Origin of the sequence: Brevundimonas terrae (assembly GCF_011761985.1) — a bacterium.
Classification (GTDB): Bacteria; Pseudomonadota; Alphaproteobacteria; order Caulobacterales; family Caulobacteraceae; genus Brevundimonas; species Brevundimonas terrae.
In genome coordinates this window covers 266065-284933 of the sequence record NZ_JAASQT010000003.1, presented here as the reverse complement: position 1 = coordinate 284933, position 18869 = coordinate 266065, and the positions used below count along the sequence as shown (strand labels likewise).

At 60.8% G+C, this 18869-nt stretch carries 23 protein-coding genes; 15 read left to right on the top strand and 8 right to left on the bottom strand.

Annotation, left to right across the window (positions count from 1 at the left end; genetic code table 11):
* Positions 1-60: 60 nt before the first annotated feature.
* Both FHS64_RS09760 and FHS64_RS09755 read right to left on the bottom strand, forming a co-directional pair.
* Positions 61-663, bottom strand: a complete 603-nt coding sequence (locus FHS64_RS09760; RefSeq protein WP_167178010.1) for an energy transducer TonB — start codon at positions 661-663, stop codon at positions 61-63.
* A gap of 4 nt (positions 664-667) precedes the next feature.
* Positions 668-1039 carry a TonB family protein gene (locus FHS64_RS09755; RefSeq protein ID WP_167178009.1) on the bottom strand — a complete coding sequence of 124 codons (372 nt, stop codon included), beginning with the start codon at positions 1037-1039 and terminating at the stop codon, positions 668-670.
* A 204-nt stretch (positions 1040-1243) separates the two neighbouring features.
* On the opposite strand from FHS64_RS09755, the gene queF reads away from it, so the two are divergent.
* From queF to FHS64_RS09735, 4 genes are all read left to right on the top strand, one after another.
* Positions 1244-1705 carry a preQ(1) synthase gene (gene queF, locus FHS64_RS09750; RefSeq protein ID WP_167178008.1) on the top strand — a complete coding sequence of 154 codons (462 nt, stop codon included), beginning with the start codon at positions 1244-1246 and terminating at the stop codon, positions 1703-1705.
* Between the two features lie 37 nt (positions 1706-1742).
* On the top strand, positions 1743-2822 hold the full coding sequence (gene rsgA / locus FHS64_RS09745) for a ribosome small subunit-dependent GTPase A (protein WP_167178007.1): 1080 nt from the start codon (positions 1743-1745) through the stop codon (positions 2820-2822).
* A gap of 102 nt (positions 2823-2924) precedes the next feature.
* Positions 2925-3263, top strand: coding sequence for a hypothetical protein (locus FHS64_RS09740; protein WP_167178006.1), 339 nt, complete (start codon positions 2925-2927; stop codon positions 3261-3263).
* 88 nt (positions 3264-3351) lie between these two features.
* The gene (locus FHS64_RS09735) at positions 3352-4227 is read left to right on the top strand and encodes a DUF817 domain-containing protein (protein ID WP_243862912.1); all 876 of its coding nucleotides are present in this window, start codon (positions 3352-3354) and stop codon (positions 4225-4227) included.
* 40 nt (positions 4228-4267) lie between these two features.
* Here the strand turns inward: FHS64_RS09735 and FHS64_RS09730 are convergent, their stop codons facing one another.
* A complete protein-coding gene (locus tag FHS64_RS09730; RefSeq protein ID WP_167178005.1) occupies positions 4268-4867 on the bottom strand; it encodes a nitroreductase family protein in 600 nt (199 codons plus the stop codon).
* 45 nt (positions 4868-4912) lie between these two features.
* Between FHS64_RS09730 and FHS64_RS09725 the strand changes: the two genes are divergently transcribed.
* The 3 genes from FHS64_RS09725 to FHS64_RS09715 all read left to right on the top strand — a co-directional run bounded on the left by FHS64_RS09725 (position 4913) and on the right by FHS64_RS09715 (position 6732).
* Positions 4913-5557 (top strand): NUDIX domain-containing protein, encoded by a 645-nt coding sequence (locus tag FHS64_RS09725; protein WP_167178004.1) that lies wholly within the window; start codon positions 4913-4915, stop codon positions 5555-5557.
* Between the two features lie 23 nt (positions 5558-5580).
* Positions 5581-6417 (top strand): serine O-acetyltransferase, encoded by an 837-nt coding sequence (gene cysE, locus FHS64_RS09720; protein WP_167178003.1) that lies wholly within the window; start codon positions 5581-5583, stop codon positions 6415-6417.
* Between the two features lie 108 nt (positions 6418-6525).
* Positions 6526-6732: a DUF3126 family protein gene (locus tag FHS64_RS09715; RefSeq protein ID WP_167178002.1), complete on the top strand. Its 207-nt coding sequence runs from the start codon at positions 6526-6528 to the stop codon at positions 6730-6732.
* Positions 6733-6811: 79 nt separating this feature from the next.
* On the opposite strand, the gene FHS64_RS09710 is transcribed toward FHS64_RS09715, so the two are convergent.
* Positions 6812-7483: a hypothetical protein gene (locus FHS64_RS09710; RefSeq protein ID WP_167178001.1), complete on the bottom strand. Its 672-nt coding sequence runs from the start codon at positions 7481-7483 to the stop codon at positions 6812-6814.
* Positions 7484-7564: 81 nt separating this feature from the next.
* On the opposite strand from FHS64_RS09710, the gene FHS64_RS09705 reads away from it, so the two are divergent.
* From FHS64_RS09705 to FHS64_RS09690, 4 genes are all read left to right on the top strand, one after another.
* On the top strand, positions 7565-8434 hold the full coding sequence (locus FHS64_RS09705; protein WP_167178000.1) for a 50S ribosomal protein L11 methyltransferase: 870 nt from the start codon (positions 7565-7567) through the stop codon (positions 8432-8434).
* A 62-nt stretch (positions 8435-8496) separates the two neighbouring features.
* The gene (locus tag FHS64_RS09700) at positions 8497-10323 is read left to right on the top strand and encodes an aminopeptidase P family protein (protein ID WP_167177999.1); all 1827 of its coding nucleotides are present in this window, start codon (positions 8497-8499) and stop codon (positions 10321-10323) included.
* Positions 10324-10329: 6 nt separating this feature from the next.
* The gene (locus tag FHS64_RS09695; RefSeq protein ID WP_167177998.1) at positions 10330-10695 is read left to right on the top strand and encodes a CidA/LrgA family protein; all 366 of its coding nucleotides are present in this window, start codon (positions 10330-10332) and stop codon (positions 10693-10695) included.
* Positions 10692-11387, top strand: a complete 696-nt coding sequence (locus FHS64_RS09690; protein WP_167177997.1) for an LrgB family protein — start codon at positions 10692-10694, stop codon at positions 11385-11387. Before FHS64_RS09695 ends, FHS64_RS09690 begins: the two co-directional genes overlap by 4 nt.
* 58 nt (positions 11388-11445) lie before the next feature.
* Here FHS64_RS09690 and FHS64_RS09685 read toward each other — a convergent pair whose 3' ends face one another.
* The 3 genes from FHS64_RS09685 to ligA all read right to left on the bottom strand — a co-directional run bounded on the left by FHS64_RS09685 (position 11446) and on the right by ligA (position 15253).
* Positions 11446-11868: a DUF2147 domain-containing protein gene (locus tag FHS64_RS09685; RefSeq protein WP_167177996.1), complete on the bottom strand. Its 423-nt coding sequence runs from the start codon at positions 11866-11868 to the stop codon at positions 11446-11448.
* Between the two features lie 137 nt (positions 11869-12005).
* Positions 12006-12902 carry an exonuclease domain-containing protein gene (locus FHS64_RS09680; RefSeq protein WP_167177995.1) on the bottom strand — a complete coding sequence of 299 codons (897 nt, stop codon included), beginning with the start codon at positions 12900-12902 and terminating at the stop codon, positions 12006-12008.
* A gap of 17 nt (positions 12903-12919) precedes the next feature.
* The gene (gene ligA, locus FHS64_RS09675; RefSeq protein WP_167177994.1) at positions 12920-15253 is read right to left on the bottom strand and encodes an NAD-dependent DNA ligase LigA; all 2334 of its coding nucleotides are present in this window, start codon (positions 15251-15253) and stop codon (positions 12920-12922) included.
* 128 nt (positions 15254-15381) lie between these two features.
* Here ligA and FHS64_RS09670 point away from each other — a divergent pair, with 128 nt between their 5' ends.
* From FHS64_RS09670 to FHS64_RS09660, 3 genes are all read left to right on the top strand, one after another.
* Complete coding sequence (locus tag FHS64_RS09670; RefSeq protein ID WP_167177993.1) at positions 15382-16341, top strand: M28 family peptidase; 960 nt, start codon at positions 15382-15384, stop codon at positions 16339-16341.
* Between the two features lie 65 nt (positions 16342-16406).
* Positions 16407-17027 carry a methyltransferase family protein gene (locus tag FHS64_RS09665; RefSeq protein ID WP_167177992.1) on the top strand — a complete coding sequence of 207 codons (621 nt, stop codon included), beginning with the start codon at positions 16407-16409 and terminating at the stop codon, positions 17025-17027.
* A complete protein-coding gene (locus FHS64_RS09660; protein WP_167177991.1) occupies positions 17024-17554 on the top strand; it encodes a hypothetical protein in 531 nt (176 codons plus the stop codon). Before FHS64_RS09665 ends, FHS64_RS09660 begins: the two co-directional genes overlap by 4 nt.
* A gap of 35 nt (positions 17555-17589) precedes the next feature.
* Here FHS64_RS09660 and FHS64_RS09655 read toward each other — a convergent pair whose 3' ends face one another.
* On the bottom strand, positions 17590-18051 hold the full coding sequence (locus FHS64_RS09655) for a peptidylprolyl isomerase (protein WP_167177990.1): 462 nt from the start codon (positions 18049-18051) through the stop codon (positions 17590-17592).
* Positions 18052-18125: 74 nt separating this feature from the next.
* Between FHS64_RS09655 and FHS64_RS09650 the strand changes: the two genes are divergently transcribed.
* Positions 18126-18863 carry an RlmE family RNA methyltransferase gene (locus tag FHS64_RS09650; RefSeq protein WP_167177989.1) on the top strand — a complete coding sequence of 246 codons (738 nt, stop codon included), beginning with the start codon at positions 18126-18128 and terminating at the stop codon, positions 18861-18863.
* Positions 18864-18869: the final 6 nt, after the last annotated feature.

The following is an 18869-nucleotide window of genomic DNA, read 5'->3' as shown; positions in this document are numbered from 1 at the left end:
GTGTCCTCCGGTGCGTTTTGTTTGACTACGGATAACACGGCGCGCGCTGACTGCAACGGGTTAGTGGATGTTGAAAGGTACCCGTACGGTGAACTCGGCGGGTGAGAGCTCTTCGGAAAAACGCGTCAAACATCCGCGTTGAACAATGTTGATGGCGCTTTCGCCAAAACCATATCCGGCAGGGGTTTCAGTCGTGACACGGCAGTCCCTCACGCGACCATCCGGCATGGCAAGGCATGTCACTGAAGCTGCGCCGCCTATACCTGCATCCAAGGCTGCAAGCGGAAAGTCATGCGCGTTAGGGGCAGGAGGGACTGTCCACGTCGGTTGAGGTTCTGAAGACGCTGCTTCTCCGCTCTGGGCGGGGCAAATCATTTCTACAGGGGCATCGAGTGACAGAACGGTTCGGGTGCCGTTCTCGTCGATGAGTGTGATCAAAGGAGGCAAGGCATTTGCCGCCGCACGTTTTGCTTTCACCGAGCGCGCTAGCACAACTGCTCCGACCACAAGAGCTCCTGAAATGAGGAAGATGAGTAGCAAGGTCAGGGTAAAGCGTGGATCGCCATAACGATTATGCCAGTACGAGGTATCCGGCTGCTCATCGAAATAGTGATAACTGGGTCTGTCCGGCTTGTATTTGTTTGGCCCAAGTTTGTTACGCATGGCGTTAGCCGAGAGTGAATTGGAAGACGACGCGGAAAGTGCGTTCTCCGGTAGCGGGTTCGACCTCAGGCAGTCGGGCATTTCGCATCACGCGCAAAGAGGCGGGGCCAAAGCCAGCACCCTCGGGGGGTTCTTTTACGATGATACAGCCGCTGACCTGACCTGCGGGTAAGGCTGTACACTGCACGATGGCATTGCCGCTTATCGCGAGTTCAAGCGCGCGCGGGGGATACTCAAGACGTCGCAGGTCAAACTCTGATAGCACATCCCTCGGAGCGAGCAGAGGAATGGCTTCGCTGTTCGTCTGTGCATAGCCACCGGACGCACCAAGCGAGGCAGAGGCAAAGAAAATTGCCAAAACTCGAAGGTTTTTCATTATCTTAGTAGCGCCTTCGGGCAGGTTGTGTGTCGTGGCAGGTAAGAGCTGAAAACGCGCAGCGGCGCGACAAATCCCTTGCCCGACGCGGCAATGATTTGAACGAAGGCGCTTCTCATCCTATGTGGTCCCCGAAATCCCCTGCTGTTAGACTGGCTGTGTTCGCCGGTCGGACGCAAGCCCAATAAAGACCTACGGTATCCCATGTCGCACTACACAGACGGCCTTTCCCAGCTCGGCACCCAGACGGGGGCGCCGACCAATCCTGAAGAGGCCGTGCTGGAGCGGGTGCCGAACCCGCATAATGACACCTTGTATGTGGCGCGCTTTACCGCGCCCGAATTCACCAGCCTGTGCCCTGTGACGAACCAGCCGGACTTTGCCCATCTGGTGATCGACTATGTGCCGGGTGACTGGCTGGTCGAGTCCAAGTCGCTGAAGCTTTATCTGACGTCCTTCCGTAACCACGGCGCTTTCCACGAGGATTGCACGGTGTCGATCGGTCGTCGTCTGAACGACCTGCTGCAACCCAAATGGCTGCGGATCGGTGGCTACTGGTATCCGCGCGGCGGTATCCCGATCGACGTGTTCTGGCAGTCGGGGCCGGCACCTGAAGGTGTGTGGATTCCCGAGCAGGGCGTTCCGACCTATCGCGGTCGCGGCTGATGCGCGGCGGCGCAGAGCTTAGCCGGAGCATGGCGAAATGATCGAGCGTTACGGCTGGACCGATTATTTCGCAGACGCCTTTCAAAAGAAATATGCACGTTCCGGCTTCATTGCCGGACGTGTCGTGCTGCAACAACGCGGCAGCTATACGGTCGTAACCGAAAACGGCCCCGTCACGGCGCGCCCGACAGGGCGTCTGCTGCACGAAGCCGATGATATCGGCCAGCCATGCGTGGGCGACTGGGTGGCCCTGCTGATGGACAAGAAGGCCGGTATCGGCACGGTTCAGGCTGTGCTGCCGCGCAAATCGGCACTGGTGCGCCGCGCCATCGAGGATGCCTCGCGCGCGACCCAGATTATCGCCGCCAATGTTGATGTGGCCTTTATCGTCACCTCGCTGAATGCCGATCTGAACCTGCGCCGTATCCAGCGCTATCTGGCGGCGGTGCGCCAGAGCGGGGCGCGGCCGGTGGTGGTGCTGACCAAGGCTGATCTGGTTGATAATGCCGCCGAAAAGATTGCCGAGATGCGCGATCAGGAGATCGACAGTCCGGTGGTGGCGATCTCGTCGCGGAGCGGTGAGGGGCTGGATGAATTCCTGTCCTATGTCCGCGCGGGCGAGACCTGTGTGATGATCGGATCATCTGGCGTAGGCAAGTCCACACTGGTCAACACCTTGCTGGCCGAGGACCGCATGGTCACGCGTGAAGTGCGCGAAAACGACGATCAGGGCCGCCACACGACCAGTCACCGTGAACTGATTGTGCTGCCGTCCGGCGGGATGCTGGTGGACACTCCGGGTATCCGCGAGATCGGTCTTCTGGATGCCGAAGAGGGTGTGGCCGAGGTTTTCGACGATGTCGAAGACCTGATGACCCAGTGCAAGTTCAGCAATTGCAGCCATGTCAGCGAACCGGGCTGTGCGGTGCAGGGGGCCATCAAGGACGGGTCCTTGCTGCTGGACCGCTGGACCCATTTTGTGCAGCTTCAGCTTGAAATGGCCGAGGCCAAGGACAAGGTGGACAAGACCGCCCGTGACGCCGAACGTCGGCGACTGGCGGCGACCCAGAAAAACTATCGCGCCACCAAACGGAACTATCGCGGCTCGAAAGACTAATTCCATTGGCGGTTATGCACCGCCAATATCCGAGCCAGCCTTCATTAAGCCTGCATAAGCCTGTAACCGGCTTCAAGAGACTTAAAAGTCAGGAAAAATACCATGACCGCCTATACCATCGTCATCACGACTGCGACCCAAGGTTCCGAGGATGCAGAGGTCAACACCCTGACCGACGAGTTCACCAATGAATCGGAAGTCATCGGCTATTCGCGCCGTCTGGCCGAAGAGCTGGTCGAGCTGGCCGAAGAGCTGCAACTGGAATTCGATTACAGCAGCGTCGGTCTTTATTCCGGTGATGTGATCGACGAAGATCTGACGCCGGAACACGCAACCTTCATCGGTCTGTGGGTACTGGACGCCGAAGGTGCCGAGTACGTCACCGCCGAAGAATTCGCTGCCGAAGAGGCTGAAGGCGAAGACGAAACCGCTGACGCCTAACAGGTTTCGCGGTATCGCTGGATAATCAGGGGCGGTCACTCTCTAGTGGCCGCCTTTGTTATGTCGGGCACCAAATGCGCGGACGGATATGAACGACAAGACGACACTGCCACTCGAAGCGCTTGGCCGCCGTTTGATGGCGCGTGCAGAAGGCTGGGCCGATAAGGGGCGCTGGCGGGGCTATGCCTACGAGTTCCTGTGGTTCGGCCTGAAACAGGCATGGGCCTGTCTGTTTGGCGGTGCGCTGCTGGCGCTGATTGTCGGCACCTATCTGTTCTGGCCGCAGACGAGCGCGATCAGCCGTTATGATTTTCTGGTGATCGGGGCGCTGGGTATTCAGGGGGTGATGCTGGCCTTCAAGCTGGAAAGCTGGGACGAGGCCAAGACCATCTTCCTGTTCCATATTGCGGGCACGGTGATGGAGTTGTTCAAGACCTATCACGGGTCGTGGATCTATCCCGAGGACAGCTTCCTGCGGATCGGGGCCGTGCCTCTGTTTTCCGGATTTATGTATGCGGCGGTGGGCAGCTATATCGCCCGTGTCCAGCGCGTGTTCCATATCGGGGTGAAGCATTATCCGCCGATGTGGCAGACCTATCTGCTGGCGGCGGCCATCTATGTGAACTTCTTCGCGCACCACTGGCTGCCGGATATTCGCGTGGTGCTGTTTATCGCGACGGCGCTGATTTTCGTACGCGGCTGGTTCTGGTTCAAGACCGACCGCAGACGCCGCTCCATGCCCTTGTTGTTGGGCTATTTCCTTGTGGCGTTATTTATCTGGATTGCCGAAAATCTGGCCACCTTCGGGCGGGCATGGACCTATCCCGATCAGGCTGCGGGGTGGCAGATGGTGTCCTTTAGCAAGTTCGGTAGCTGGTTCTTGTTGATGATCGTGTCGGTGGTGCTGGTGTCACTGGTCCACAAGCCGGTGCCGGAAGACACAATCCGCGCGAGCGAAGATTAATAAGCGAAAGGCCCGAACCATGGTTCGGGCTTTTGATCTTTTAAGGCAGGATTTCCACCCGCTCTGACACCTGCGGGCGCGGACGCTCCAGCGGTGCGGTGGGCAGGGTGCCGATATGGATGAAGCCGGCGACCTTCTCGCCGTCCTTGATGTCGAACAATGCCAGTGCCTCGGCATCGAAGCTGTACCAGTCGGTGATCCAGCTGGCGCTGTAACCCAGTGCATTGGCGGCGTGTTCGATGTTCATGCAGACGGCACCGGCGGACAGTTCCTGTTCCCACACCGGCACCTTGTGGCCGTGGACGGGCGAGGAGACGACAAGGATGGTCAGCGGCGGATTGGCCAGCTTGGACAGCACCGCCTTGCCCTTGACCGGATCGGGCAGGCGATGGGTCATAGCCGACAGCTTTTCAACGATCCCCGCGCGGGTTTGTGCACCGAGAACCACCAGACGCCACGGGGCCAGCTTGCCGTGATCGGGCGAGCGAAGCGCCAGCTCCAGCAGGGTTTTCAGGTCTTCACCCTCGGGGGCCGGGGCCGCCAGTTGCTGGGCCGGAGCCGAGCGGCGCGTGGCCAGACGATGAAGCAGCTCTTCGGAGCGGACGGGCAGGGGCAGGTCGGGCGAGTGAGCGTCAGTCATACTCCATAGCTAGGTTTTCGATGTGTCAAACGCCATAGTGGTGGCATGAAGATTATCGAACAAATCGATCCCGTCTGGGCCAAAGACCTGCCGGAAGCCCCGAAATGGCAAAGTCATGGGCAAGAGGTTCTGATCGAAAATCCGTGGATGCGGGTCACCCGCCATCCGGTCACGGCCCCCACAGGAATGAAGGCTGATTACTGGGTGGTGCGTCCCAAAAATATCGGCGCGGGTGTCTTGCCGCTGCATGACGATGGCACGGTGACCATGGTGGGCCAGCACCGTTTCGCCCTGATGCGCTATTCGTGGGAAATGCCCGAAGGCGGCGCGCCGGAGGGCGAAGACCCGTTTGAGGCCATCCAGCGCGAGTTGAAAGAAGAGGCGGGCCTGACCGCGCGGCACTGGGTGGCGGCGCTGGATATGGACCTGTCCAACTCTACGACCGACGAGAGGGCCATGTGCTGGCTGGCCTGGGGGCTGGACGACACCAAGGTTGATCCTGATCCGACCGAGGTTCTGGTGTCGGCGCGCGTGCCTTACCTGACCCTGCTGGAAGAAGTCGGGCGCGGTGCGGTGCGTGATAGTTTGACTGTGGCAACCGTCTATCGGGCCTACCATATGGCCCAGACGAGCCTTAACGGCGATGGTCCCCTGCCGCGCGAACTGGCGCAGGCCATGCTGTCGGCGTAGGATAGGGCTGAACAGGAAGTCATATGACCAAGCTGGAAGTCGTTTCATCGGCGGGAAATACCCGCGAGCAAGATTTGTGGACGTCCCTGCGGGTGGCGGCAGAGGATGCTGCGCGCGAGGAGCCGCAACTGGCGTCGCATCTGCATTCGGTCATCTTGTCACACGACAATCTGGCGGCGGCGCTGAGCTTCCAGATCGCCCGCAAATTGGGTGATTCCGAACTGGGGGCCATGACGGTGCGCGAAGTGGCGATGTCGGCATTCCGCGCCGATCCGGCGACGGTGGCGGCGGCCGAGGCGGACCTGCTGGCCGTGCTGGAGCGCGATCCGGCCATTCGTACGCCGTTGCAGCCGTTCCTGTATTTCAAAGGCTATCAGGCGCTTCAGGCGTGGCGTGTGGCTCACTGGCTGTGGGAACAGAAGCGCGACACGCTGGCCTTCCATTTCCAGAGCCGGATTTCCGAACTGTTCCAGTTGGACATCCACCCTGCGGCCCGTATCGGCAAGGGCGTGTTTGTGGACCATGGCACCGGCATTGTGATCGGTGAAACCGCCGTGGTCGGCGACGAGGTTTCCATGCTGCATGCCGTGACGCTGGGCGGTACGGGGGCCGAGCGCGGCGACCGTCACCCCAAGATCGGCCGTGGTGTGCTGCTGGGCGCAGGGGCCAAGGTGCTGGGCAATATCGCAATCGGTGACTATGCCAAGGTGGCGTCCGGTTCGGTGGTTCTGAAACCGGTTCCGGCAGGTTGCACTGTAGCGGGGGTTCCGGCGCGCATGGTCAATTGTCCGACCGATGCGACACCCGCCCGCACGATGGACCACACCTTGTCCGATGTCGTTTATGATTATGTGATCTGACGGCTATCGACGTTCTCTACCGTCCTGTGGACGCTTGATCTGCGGGCTTCACATCGGCGGGCCGCTTCTCTAGGGTCCGCGCAAATATGTATTAACGAGGCTATCCCCGTGACAGAATCCGATCTCAAAAAAGTCGAGAGCCACCTGAAGCGCACCTTCAACCATGGTGGCCTGAAGGTTAAGGCACGCAAGGTTGCCGACTCTGCCGAAGTCTATGTCGATGACGAGTTCATCGGCGTGGTGTTCGAAGACGAAGATGAAGCCGGTTCGTACATGTTCGAAATGGCGATTCTGGCCGAAGATCTGGCGGAATAGTCGTTTCGGTGTGATGCCGAAATGAACAAGGGCCGGTGGCAATGCCACCGGCCCTTTTCGTTTGCCCGTAAGGGGCGACTTATTTCAGGCCGAACAGGCGGGCAAAGAAGCCGCGCTTTTTCGGGGTTTCGGCGGCGTGGGCCTCGGGGCTGGCAACGGCGGGTGCCGGAGCAGGGGCCGCAACGGGCTGCGGTGCCGCAGGAATTTCGGGCAGCGGCGTGCGAACGGGCGGCGCGCTGGCAGCGGGCTTGGGCGCAGGAGCGGGAGTAGGAGCCGCCACCGGCTTCGAAGGCGCAGGTGCAGGCGCAGCAGCCTTGGGCGCGGCGGCCTTTGCAGGTGCAGTCTTTGTCGCTGTGGTCTTGGGCTTGGCTGCCGGAGTCTTGGCCGGAGTCTTGGCCGGAGATTTTGCAGTTGCCGCAGCCTTGGGTGCAGCCGCCTTGCTTGCCGCTGCTTTCGGTGCTGCAGCCTTGCTTGCAGGAGCCTTTGCCGGAGTGGCTTTGGCCGCAGCGGGCTTCTTGGCGGCAGCAGGTTTAGCCGCGCCCGCCTTGGCCACCGCAGGCTTCGCAGCCGCCGGTTTAGCCGCCGCTTTTGTCGCCGTCGCCTTGGGCGCAGCGGCCGCCTTGGTTGTTTTTACTTCACCCGTGGCCGATTTTGCGGCAGAAGCGGGCGACTTCGCAGCCGCCTTGGGCTTGGAAGTGGTTGCAGCCGCCTTAGGTGCGGCGGTCTTGGTATCCGTTGGTGCTTTGGCCATGTAATCCCCAACCCTTGAATGTGGCGGACTGGTGAAAAACAGTCCTTGTCGTATTTGTTATCATATCGGTGATTTTTGGAAATGTCGGAATCTGCTCTTCAGATAATTGCTCGCGGCCTGCGTGTTCCGGCCGAGACGGCGGCTTCTGCTATCGATGCGGACGTTTTGCTGGAAGGCGCGACCTATTCGATCCTCGAAGAGGATGAGGATCTGGGCATCTGGCGCATCGACGCTTTCCCGACCACGGACGACGAAGCCAAGGGTATCGAGGCCCATCTGCGTGCCGTCGAAGGTCTGGAAGTGATCGTCGAGAAACTGGCCGATGCGGACTGGCTGGCCATGAGCCTGTCGGGCCTCCCGCCGGTCGAGGCCGGTCGCTTCTTCGTTTATGGCGCACACGATCAGGGCAAGGTGCCGGAAGGCCGCGTGACCCTGAAGATCGATGCGGGCGCGGCGTTTGGCACCGGCCACCACGGCACGACCGTTGGCTGTCTGGATGCGTTCGACAAGCTGCTGGAGAAGGGCGAGACCTTCGAGAAGGTTCTGGACGTCGGCTGTGGCACGGGCGTTCTGGCCATCGCGGCGGCCAAGACCGGCACCCCGATTGCTGTCGGCACCGATATTGACGAAGCCTCGGCCCGTATCGCCAATGAAAACGCCGAGATCAACGATGCCAAGTGCGAGTTCTATTTCGCCAGCGGCCTGAACGATGCCCGCGTGGCCAAGAATGCCCCCTATGATCTGGTGTTCGCCAATATTCTGGCTGCACCGCTGGTCGAACTGGCTCCTGAAATCGCGCAGGCTCTGAAGTCGGGTGGCGTTGCTATCCTGTCGGGTCTGCTACGCACGCAGGAAGACCGCATCCTCGATGCCTATCGCCCGCTGGGTTTTGTGGTGGAACAGACCATCCACAATGATGCCTGGTCGGCCCTGCAACTGCGCAAGGCATAAAAACCGCTGAAACGCCGTCGGAGGCTCTGGCCCCCGACGGCGGTCGGGCGTAGTCAAAGGCTATGAGACAGACCTTCGACGAAACCACCGATCCCTCGTTTGGCGCGAAACACCTGCCTTTGGTGCGTGCCGAAATGGCGAAACAGGGCCTTGATGGCCTGCTGGTCCCGCACGAGGACGAACACCAGAACGAGTATCTGCCCGATGCCAGCGAGCGTCTGGCATTTGTGACGGGCTTTACCGGCTCGGCAGGGGCGGGCGTCGTGTTTGCCGACAGCGCCGCCATATTCGTCGATGGCCGCTATACGGTTCAAGCCAAGGCCCAGACCGATGAAGCCCTGTTCGCGCGTGTGCCGCTGAACGAACAGAATGCATGGCTGTCGGCCAATGTGAAATCCGGTCAGGTCATCGGCTATGACCCGCGCCTGCACAGCCCCGATGCGCTGGATGCGCTGCGTGCGGCTGTACAAAAGGCGGGTGCTTCGCTGAAGGCCGTGGTCCAGAGCCCGATTGATCTGGCGTGGGGCGATGCCCGTCCGGCCCAGCCGCAGGCCCCCGTCGTGCCGCACCCCGAAAAATATGCGGGCGAAAGCGCCGCGTCGAAACGCGCCCGTATCGGCCAGTCGATTGCCGACAAGGGTGGCGATGTGGCTGTCCTGACCGCGCCGTCGTCGCTGGCATGGCTGTTCAATATCCGTGGCGGTGATGTGATCCGCACGCCGCTGCCGCTGGGTCAGGCCATTGTGCGTGCCGATGGTTCGGCCACCATCTTCCTTGATCCGGCCAAGATCACTGACGAACTGCCCGCATGGCTGGGCAACGAAGTGACGCTGGCCGCGCCCGAAACCTTGGAGGGCGCACTGGCTGCTCTGTCGGGCCAGAAGGTCGTTATTGATCCGGCCATTTCCTCGGCATGGTATTTCGACGCGCTGGAAAGCGCCGGTGCCACCGTGGTTCGCGCCATGGACCCGTGCGCCATTCCGCGCGCCTGCAAGAACGCCGTCGAGATCGAGGGCAGCCGCCGCGCCCACATCCGTGACGGCGCGGCCCTGACCCGCTTCCTGTACTGGGTCGATACCTATGCGCAGGAAAACCTGCCGGACGAACGCGCCATCGTTGAAGCCTTGGAAGGCTTCCGCGAGGCGACAGGCGAACTGAAAGACCTGTCGTTCGACACCATTGCGGGTGTCGCCGCCAATGGTGCCCTGCCGCACTACAAGCCGGTCGGGGCCAAGATCCGTCCGATGGAGAAGGGCAGCCTTCTGCTGGTGGACGGCGGTGGCCAGTATCTGGACGGCACCACGGACGTCACCCGCACCATGGCCATCGGCGAGGGTACGGATGAACAGCGCCGCATGTTCACTCTGGTCCTGAAGGGCCACATCGCCATGGCGGTGATCCGTTTCCCTGCGGGCGCTTCCGGTATGCAGATTGATGCGGTCGCGCGTCAGCCTCTGTGGAATGCCGGCTTTGATTTTGATCACGGCACCGGCCACGGCGTCGGCTCTTATCTGGGTGTCCACGAAGGCCCGCAGCGTATCGCCAACTGGGGCACCAGCCAGCCTCTGATGACGGGTATGATCCTGTCGAACGAGCCGGGCTATTACCGCGAAGGCGAGTGGGGCATCCGTATCGAGACGCTTCAGGTCGTGACCGAGCCGAGCGTGCCCGAGGGCGGCGAGCGCAAGATGCACGGCTTCGAGCAACTGACCTTGGCACCGCTGGATCGCAAGCTGATCGACGTCGATATGCTGACGCCGCAGGAACGCGCTTATGTGGATGCCTATCATGCCGAGGTTCTGGCCAAGGTCGGTCCGCTGTTGGCCGATGGGGTTCAAAAGGACGAAGCCGCGCTGGCGTGGCTGAAGACCCAGACGGTAGCGCTGTAAGCTTTAATGCTGGGAGCCATTGCCCTTCTTCTTGTCTGCCAGTTGGCAGGCGAGGCCGTTCACCGGTTTGTAGGCGTACCTGTGCCGGGTTCGGTGATCGGCATGGCTCTTTTGCTGGTCTGGCTGGCCTTGGTGCGCCGCGAGCGTCCGTCACTGGAAAAGGTGACGGCATGGCTTACGGCGCATCTGGCTATCATGTTTGTGCCGGCTGCCGTCGGCCTGATGAACGAAGGGCCGGTTCTGGCCCGTCATGGCGTGGCTATTATCGTGGCCACCGCCATTTCGACCCTGCTGACGCTGGTGGTGACGGCCCTCGTGTTCCAGTGGGCGATCAAGCGCATGGATCATGATGATCGGGAGCATGACGCATGACGTCGCCCGATCTGTTCGCCACCCTATTGTGGCTGTCGGTAACTGTCGTGGTCTTTGCGGTCATGGACCGTCTGTCACAGAAACTGGGTCGTCCGCCGCTGGGCCATCCGGTTCTGTGGTCGGTGCCGGTGATTATCGCGGCCCTTTGGGTGACGGACACGGCCTATGACACCTATGCCGCATCGACGGCGATGATCAGCTTCCTGTTGGGACCAGCCGTTGTGTCGATGGCGGTGCCGATCTGGGAACAGCGCAAGGCCATTCGCAAACTGGCCGTACCGCTGGCTCTGGCGGTGATGGCGGGGGCTTTGACGGCCATTGTCTCGGCGGTGGGCATTGTGTGGATGTTCGGTGCGCCGCTGGACATCATGGCGTCGATTGCGCCGCGCTCTACGACGACCCCAGTAGGGATGGCCGTGGCTACGACCCTTGGCGGTATTCCGGCACTGGCGGCCATCATCATTATCTTTTCGGGCGTACTGGGGGCCATGGTGGCGACGCCCGTTTTGAACCTGATGCGGATACGCGACTATCGCGTGCGCGGTTTTGCTGTGGGGGTTGCGGCCCACGGTGTCGGCTCGGCCCGCGCCTTTCAGGTCAGCGATACAGCAGGGGCCTATGCAGGCCTCGGCATGGCACTGAATGCGGTGGTGACGGCGACCTTGCTGTCCATCGTTGCAGCCCTGATCTGATACGAAAAAGCCCCGTAGTCTTGCTACGGGGCTTTATTATTTCAGGCTGTGACCGCGCCTACTGGATGCGGGTCCAGGTCTGGGTCTTGCACAGCGGGGCGACGATGCAGCCGCGCAGACGCAGGGTGTTGTCATTGGTCATGGTGATGGTGCCGCGATAGGTGCCGCCATCCTCGGGATTATAAACCGATCCACCGCGCCATTCGCTTGGGCCACCGCTAAAGCCCGACAGCATACGCAGGCCGCGCAGGGTACGACCGCGCTGGCTCTCGTCCTTGTTGCGGGCGTCACGGACATCGGGATTGGCGCGGATGTGCGACGAGGTGACCAGCGTGCCGCACAGGGCGCTGCCACAGCGTTCGATGCGGACCTGACCGCCATTGGTCGGGGTCTGCCATAGGCCGGTCGGGTCACTGGCCAGAGCGGGGGCCGCCATGGCCGAGGCGGCCAGAGCAGCAGCGGCGAAAATCATGGTCTTCATGGTGTCTACTTCCCAAGGTCGGATCACGAGGTCGGCTCATAGGGGAGCGGATCCGTTGACCACAGGTTGCTGCCAGATTGCGTTATAAACAAGACCTAAAATTACTGCGGTTTATGCTTTTAAAACATGACCTTGCGTCAAGATTTTACGGTAATCAGGTCCAAAAAATCGGCTTCGGACAGCAATTTCAGGCCCAGATGGCGGGCGCGATCCAGCTTTGATCCTGCACCATTGCCGACCACCACCAAGTCGGTCTTGGCGGTGACCGAACCCATGACGCGCGCGCCAAAACGTCCAGCAATTTCTTGGGCTTCGTTACGCGAAAAACGTGTGAGCTGACCCGAAAATACAACCCGTTTTCCGTCCATGGAACGGGGCATACCGGGCACGGGCCGATAAACATCGGAGAAGGCGCTGGGGGCGGTGCCGTTGCGCGGGCGGGCCACACGCGGGGCGGAACAGGCTGAATAGCCCGTCGCGTTCATGCGCCCGACGCCGACCTGTGTGGCTCTGGCCAGTTCGTGCAGGTTGGCGACCTGATTCAGGCGCATGGCCTCCAGCGCGATTTCGGCACAGACAAAGGCATCTTCGCCCGCATCGTGGTGCTTGAAGGCGATACCCAGATGGTCGCCAAGGGCATTCAGACGGGCCGTACCCAGATCGCGCCAGACCTTCTGGGCCACCTTGACGGTGCAGAGATAATCGAACTCGGGATAGGACAGGGCATAGGTGTCGCAACTGGCGCGAACCACGCTCATGTCAAAGCCCGCATTGTGGGCCAGCACCATGTCGCAGCCGTCTATGCGCTCGCGCAGGCTGGCCAGAACGTCGGGGAATTCCGGCGCATCCTCGACCATGTCGGGGGTAATGCCGTGAATGCGGATGTTCACCGGCGCAAAACGCATTTCCGGCGGACGGATCAGGTGGGTTTCGCGGTCGGTGACGCGGCCATCCTCGATCCATGCCAGTCCGATCGAGCAGGCGCTGGCGCGCTGCTCGTTTGCCGTTTCGAAGTCGATAGCGACCGCTCGCATACTCGAACCCTCAGTCCTCAGCTGATGAGGGCGAGCCATTCGTCCTCGGTCAAAACCTGCACCCCGTGCTTTTCGGCATCCTTGAGTTTGGAGCCAGCGCCGGGACCGGCGACTAAATAGTCGGTTTTCTTGGAAACGGAACCCGAGACTTTTGCACCAAGTCCTTCGGCACGCGCCTTGGCCTCGTCGCGGGTGAAACGCTCCAGCGATCCGGTGAAGACGACGGTCTTTCCTGCGACGGCAGTATCAAGGCGGGCCTGTTCCATCGGGGTGATGGTTTCCAGCTCGCTTTCCAGCGCCTCGACCACTTCGCGGTTGTGCGGCTCGTGGAAAAACTGGGCGATGGCGCGGGCGGCCACAGGGCCGACACCCGAGACGCCGCCGATCTGGTTCAGCATCTCGCTTGGCCCTTCATGGCGGGCGATTTGCGCCAGACGCACGACGCCCGCCCAGTCCACGGCCTTTTCGGCAAGGCTGCGGCGGGCAGGGGCAGCAAGGGCAGGGAAGACCTGTTTCAGGTTCATATCCATGGCCCCGTCCGGCCACGGAGCATTCACCGGCACATCGGTCGTGGCCAGTTGTTCCATCACACGCGGGGAAATGGCGTGGGTGGCGGCCAGGTCATACCAGTCAGCGGTCGGGATGCCCTTGGAGGCTTCGATGGCGGCGGCTTTCAACGCCTCCCACGATCCGAAATGACGGGCGAGGATCAATGAGGTCTGTTCACCGATATCGGGCACACCCAGACCGAACACAAAGCGGTCGAGGCTGATGGTGCGCCGCGCATCAATACCGGCGATCAGGTTGTTGACGCTGGTATCGCCATAACCGTCCTCGCGGCGCAGGGCGGACAGTTTTTCCTCGTCCTTGGCCAGACGGAAAATATCGGCGGGCTGTTTGATCCAGCCGCGTTCGTGGAAGGCGATCAGTTGCTTCTCGCCAAGGCCTTCGATGTCGAAGGCGCGGCGGCTGACGAAATGCTTCAGGCGCTCGATAATCTGGGCATTACAGATCAGACCGCCGGTGCAGTGGCGCTTGACCTCGTCGCCCTCGCGCACGGCCTCCGATCCACATTCGGGGCAGATCGTCGGGAAGATATAGGGCTGGGTGCCCTCGGGACGTTTTTCGATCACGACGCCGAGGATTTGCGGGATCACATCGCCCGCGCGTTGCAGGGTGACGGTATCGCCTATCCGCACATCCAGACGTGCAATCTCGTCCTCGTTGTGCAGGGTGGCGTTACGTACCACGACGCCGCCGACCGTGACGGGATGCAGACGGGCAACGGGCGTCAGGCTGCCGGTACGGCCGACCTGAATATCGATGCCTTCGAGGATGGTGGTGGCCTGTTGGGCCGGAAACTTGTGGGCGATGGCCCAGCGCGGGCTGCGGGCGATGAAGCCAAGGCGTGCTTGCAGGTCGAGGCGGTCCACCTTGTAGACGATGCCGTCAATGTCATAGCCCAGTGTGGCGCGGTCCTCGCCCAACTGGGTGTAGAGGTCGATCAGGCCCTGTGCGCCTGTAACATGGGCAGAGCGTTCATTGACCTTGAAACCCCATTCGCGGAACTTTTCCAGCGCGTGATGTTGGGTATCGGTGAATGGCTCCGACACCTCGCCCCAGGCATAGGCAAAGAAGTTGAGAGGCCGCTGGGCGGTGATGTTCGGGTTCTTCTGGCGCAGTGATCCGGCGGCAAAATTGCGCGGATTGGCATAGGTTTTTCCGCCCAGCATGGCGGCATTGGCGTTGAAGGCGTCAAAGGCTTCGGTGGGTGAATAGACCTCGCCACGGATTTCGATAACGGCGGGCCAGCCGCTGCCCGACAGTTTTTGAGGAATGTCGGCAATGGTTTTGAGGTTGGCGGTTACGTCCTCGCCGGTCTTGCCGTCGCCACGCGTGGCACCGCGCACCAGCACGCCGTTTTCATAGCGCAAGGAGGCCGACAGGCCGTCGATCTTGGGCTCGGCAACAAAGGCGACCGGATCGCTTTCCGGCAGGTTCAGGAACCGGTGCACGCGGGTAACGAAGTCGCGTACATCACTGTCGTCGAAAGCATTATCCAGCGACAGCATGGGCACGCCATGGCGCACCTCGGCGAATTGTTCCGACACGGGCGCGCCGACCTTTTGCGACGGGCTGTCGGCGCGGGTCAGGGAAGGGAACTTCGCCTCGATATCCAGCGCCCGCTGTTTCAGGGCGTCGTATTCAGCATCGTTGATGGCGGGGGCGTCATTGCCGTAATAGGCATTGTCGTGTGCCGACAGTTCCGCGCCGAGACGTGCCAGTTCCTCGCGGGCCTGATCCTCGCTCATCGAGCCAACAGAAAGGGGAGCGGAAAAAAGATCGGCCATAGGGAATCGTCAGTCACAGTCAGGGGCGGTGTGCTATCTTACATCCGTCATGCACATGACAGAAAGCTAATCTGGACAACGGGCAAAGCGTCACTAGGCTGCACGCAAATCTTTCGGAGCCTCTGCCTATGCGTCCGCTGTCCGCCAGCCTGATTATCGCCGCCGTTCTGGGTCTTGCCGCGTGCGAAACAACGCCCGCGACCTCGACCGCAGCGCCGCCTGTCGCGGTTGAAACGGCCGATTACAGCCAGTTGATGGACGATCTGCGTATTCTGTCTGCCGATGACATGCAGGGCCGCGATACGGGCACCGAAGGCGGGGCCAAGGCGCGCGACTATATTGTTGGCCGACTGGAGGCGATGGGCATCGGTCCGTCATCCATGGGCCGCCTGCAACCGTGGGAAGCGCAGGGCCGTTCCCCCGATGGTCCGAAAACCTTCAACGGCATCAATATTCTGGGCGTCATTCCCGGCACGCGCGTTTCGGACAAATACATCGTCGTCACCGCCCATTACGACCATGTCGGCGTGCGCGAAGGTCATGTCTATAACGGTGCAGACGACAATGCGTCGGGCGTGGCCACCATGCTGGAACTGGCCAAGCGCCTGAAGGCCAATCCGCCGGAACATAATGTGCTGATCGTGGCGCTGGATGGCGAGGAGCGCGGACTGCTGGGCGCGAAAGAGTTTGTCGAGGCCCCGCCTGTGCCTTTGTCGTCCATGGCCATGAACATCAATTTCGACATGACAGGCCGCGCCGATGTCGATGGCTATCTTTGGGTGACCGGCACCTATCAGCACCCGTATTTCCGTACCGCTCTGGATCCGGTCCAGCCGCGCGGTTCGATCCGCCTGAACTTTGGCAAGGATACGCCGCAGGATACCGGATCGGATAATTGGGTGATGGCGTCGGACCACGGCATGTTCCACCGTGCGGGTGTTCCGTTCCTGTATTTCGGCGTGAATTTCCACGAGGATTATCACAAGCCGTCCGACGATTTCGAACGCATCAGCCCCGCGGCCTTCCAGTCGGCCACTGAACTGGCCATCGACAGTTTCCACCGTCTGGATGGCTGGTTGAGCCGTTAAATCCGGTCTTGAAAACGCCAATATTCGGGTTGCCATTTCGCTGACTTCCAAACAGGAAAACACGAATGTCGGCTACTCAGGAACTGGACCTGCAAAAGGTCCAGAAAATCCGTAAAGGCGTGCTGTTGCTGGGGCTTATGGGCGTTATCGCCATGGCCTTTGTGACAGCCTCTTTTGGCAATCATGCCTTCCATGAAGGCATCGAGGCGGTCGGGCTTGGGCTGATCGTCATCTGCATCGTCGGGCGGGCATGGTGTTCGCTGTATATCGGCGGGCGCAAAAAGGCCGAGATCGTCGATCGCGGCCCTTATTCCATCAGCCGTAACCCGCTCTATGTGTTCAGCTTTATGGGTGCATTCGGCATGGGTGCACAGACCGGCAGCCTCACCGTGGCCATGCTGTTCCTGCTGCTGACCTATGTGGTGTTCTATTTCACGGTAAAGCGTGAAGAGACGTGGCTGGCCGGACAGTTTGGACAGGTTTACGCCGATTATTGCGCCCGTACCCCGCGCTTTGGTCCTGATTTTTCCAAGTGGCGCGATGCCGAGGCGCTGGATGTTCGTCCGCGCTTCTTCCTGTTGACCATCCGTGACGGCCTGATGTTCCTCGTTGCGATTCCGCTTTTCGAGGCGGTGGAAGCTATGCAGAATGTCGGCTGGTTGGCGACTGTTCTGAGGCTTCCGTGACAAAACGCAAATGGGTGGTGCTGGCTGTAACGGGCCTTTTGGCGGGCTGTGGTCCGGATAAAGAGGCTGTGCAGCCGCCATCACTCGTTTCTGTGACCACGGATGCAACGTCGCATTATGCCGTGAACATACAGACCGATGTGGCGGGCGAGTATGTCCCCACCACCGTCATCCAGCACCAGAACTGGCGTTTGCAACATATCGTCTTCAAGGATGATGCGGCCCTGCGTGACTGGATGATGAGCAAGGCGCGCAGTGCCGATACGGCACCTGTGCTTCTGGTGTTCGAGGATATGGAGGAGGGGTCGCAAACCCCTTCCGGGGAACGTCGCACCCTGACACTGGTGCCTGCCGGATTTGGCCTGTCGGATGACAAGGTTGCCATTCAGGCGATATCAGCAGGGCTTGGCCCTGTGAACTTTGACGGGCGCTGGGCGGCTGTGGGGCGGACCTTGCAGGGCGATTTCAAGATCGGCACGCAAAGCTTTGAAAACATTACGCTGAATACGAAAACAGGGAGCCGCTAGGCTCCCTGTTCCATATCGTTTGGCGCGAAGGTCGCTTAGGCGACTTCGGTGCGGACGATCTTGCCCGGCGCGCGCGGCGGCTCGCCCTTCGGCAGGGCGTCGATCACGTCCATACCTTCGGTCACTTCACCCCAGACGGTGTATTGCTTGTCGAGGAAGCGGGCATCGTCGAAGCAGATGAAGAACTGCGAGTTGGCGCTGTCCGGATTAGCGGTACGGGCCATCGAGCAGACGCCGCGAACGTGCGGTTCTGCGCTGAACTCTTGCTTCAGGTTCGGCTTTTTGGAGCCCGAGGTACCGGTGCCCGTCGGATCGCCGCCCTGCGCCATGAAGCCCGGGATGACGCGGTGGAACACGACGCCGTCATAGAAGCCTTCCGAAGCCAGATCGGTGATCTGCTTGACGTGGTTCGGAGCCAGGTCCGAGCGCAGCTTGATAACGACCGGCTTTTCTTGGTTGTCGCCGGTGTCGATGAAGAAAGTAAGGGTTTCGGCCATTTTGGCGCTCCTTGGCTCAGTAAACTTGTGCGCGGGTCATAGCGGTAGAACGCGCGTGAGGCTATGTGGGAAGTATGACTGATAAAGAAAAGCCTGCCGAGCAACCCGTCGAGCGCCGTCGTATGGTGCGTCTGCCTACCGGCGGAACCGCTGCGGGGCGCAGTCAGGGTAAGAAAATCAAGACGGCGAAGGAAAAGACTCTTTCGCAACAGTCCTGGATCAAACGCCAGCTGACCGACAAATGGTCCGAACGCGCACGCGCCGAAGGCTGGCGCAGCCGTGCGGCCTTTAAACTGTCCGAGATCGACGACAAGTTCGGCTTGATCAAAAAAGGCAGCCGCGTGATCGACCTTGGCGCTGCCCCCGGTGGCTGGGTGCAGGTTTGTCTGGATCGTGGCGCACAGGAAGTGGCCGGTGTGGACCTGTTGATGATCGAGCCTATTCCGGGCGCGTTCCTGCTTCAGGCCGACTTTACCCATCCGGGTGTGGACCAGCAGATGATTGATGCTCTGGGTGGTCGTCCTGATCTTGTGCTGTCCGACATGGCCCACAACACCATCGGCCACCGCAAGACCGACCACTTGAAAATCATCGCCCTGATCGAGATCGCGGCGGACTTTGCCATCCGCACGCTGAAACCGGGCGGAAGCTTCGTCACCAAGAATTTTCAGGGTGGCGACGCCGGTGGCGTTCTGACCCGTCTGCGTGAAGAGTTCGAGACGGTGAAATATTTCAAGCCGGAATCCAGCCGTAAGGACAGTGCCGAGGTCTTCCTCGTGGCCCTGAACAAGCTGGACAAGAGCAAGGGATAATCGGAC

Coding starts and splice junctions, on each gene's coding strand:
- rsgA (WP_167178007.1), top strand. CDS start 1,743: ATGATCGAGCGTTACGGCTGGACCGATTATTTCGCAGACGCCTTTCAA.
- cysE (WP_167178003.1), top strand. CDS start 5,581: ATGACCAAGCTGGAAGTCGTTTCATCGGCGGGAAATACCCGCGAGCAA.
- FHS64_RS09735 (WP_243862912.1), top strand. CDS start 3,352: ATGAACGACAAGACGACACTGCCACTCGAAGCGCTTGGCCGCCGTTTG.
- FHS64_RS09695 (WP_167177998.1), top strand. CDS start 10,330: ATGCTGGGAGCCATTGCCCTTCTTCTTGTCTGCCAGTTGGCAGGCGAG.
- queF (WP_167178008.1), top strand. CDS start 1,244: ATGTCGCACTACACAGACGGCCTTTCCCAGCTCGGCACCCAGACGGGG.
- FHS64_RS09760 (WP_167178010.1), bottom strand. CDS start 663: ATGCGTAACAAACTTGGGCCAAACAAATACAAGCCGGACAGACCCAGT.
- FHS64_RS09700 (WP_167177999.1), top strand. CDS start 8,497: ATGAGACAGACCTTCGACGAAACCACCGATCCCTCGTTTGGCGCGAAA.
- FHS64_RS09650 (WP_167177989.1), top strand. CDS start 18,126: ATGACTGATAAAGAAAAGCCTGCCGAGCAACCCGTCGAGCGCCGTCGT.
- FHS64_RS09705 (WP_167178000.1), top strand. CDS start 7,565: ATGTCGGAATCTGCTCTTCAGATAATTGCTCGCGGCCTGCGTGTTCCG.
- FHS64_RS09740 (WP_167178006.1), top strand. CDS start 2,925: ATGACCGCCTATACCATCGTCATCACGACTGCGACCCAAGGTTCCGAG.
- ligA (WP_167177994.1), bottom strand. CDS start 15,253: ATGGCCGATCTTTTTTCCGCTCCCCTTTCTGTTGGCTCGATGAGCGAG.
- FHS64_RS09655 (WP_167177990.1), bottom strand. CDS start 18,051: ATGGCCGAAACCCTTACTTTCTTCATCGACACCGGCGACAACCAAGAA.
- FHS64_RS09680 (WP_167177995.1), bottom strand. CDS start 12,902: ATGCGAGCGGTCGCTATCGACTTCGAAACGGCAAACGAGCAGCGCGCC.
- FHS64_RS09755 (WP_167178009.1), bottom strand. CDS start 1,039: ATGAAAAACCTTCGAGTTTTGGCAATTTTCTTTGCCTCTGCCTCGCTT.
- FHS64_RS09690 (WP_167177997.1), top strand. CDS start 10,692: ATGACGTCGCCCGATCTGTTCGCCACCCTATTGTGGCTGTCGGTAACT.
- FHS64_RS09710 (WP_167178001.1), bottom strand. CDS start 7,483: ATGGCCAAAGCACCAACGGATACCAAGACCGCCGCACCTAAGGCGGCT.
- FHS64_RS09670 (WP_167177993.1), top strand. CDS start 15,382: ATGCGTCCGCTGTCCGCCAGCCTGATTATCGCCGCCGTTCTGGGTCTT.
- FHS64_RS09665 (WP_167177992.1), top strand. CDS start 16,407: ATGTCGGCTACTCAGGAACTGGACCTGCAAAAGGTCCAGAAAATCCGT.
- FHS64_RS09725 (WP_167178004.1), top strand. CDS start 4,913: ATGAAGATTATCGAACAAATCGATCCCGTCTGGGCCAAAGACCTGCCG.
- FHS64_RS09730 (WP_167178005.1), bottom strand. CDS start 4,867: ATGACTGACGCTCACTCGCCCGACCTGCCCCTGCCCGTCCGCTCCGAA.
- FHS64_RS09685 (WP_167177996.1), bottom strand. CDS start 11,868: ATGAAGACCATGATTTTCGCCGCTGCTGCTCTGGCCGCCTCGGCCATG.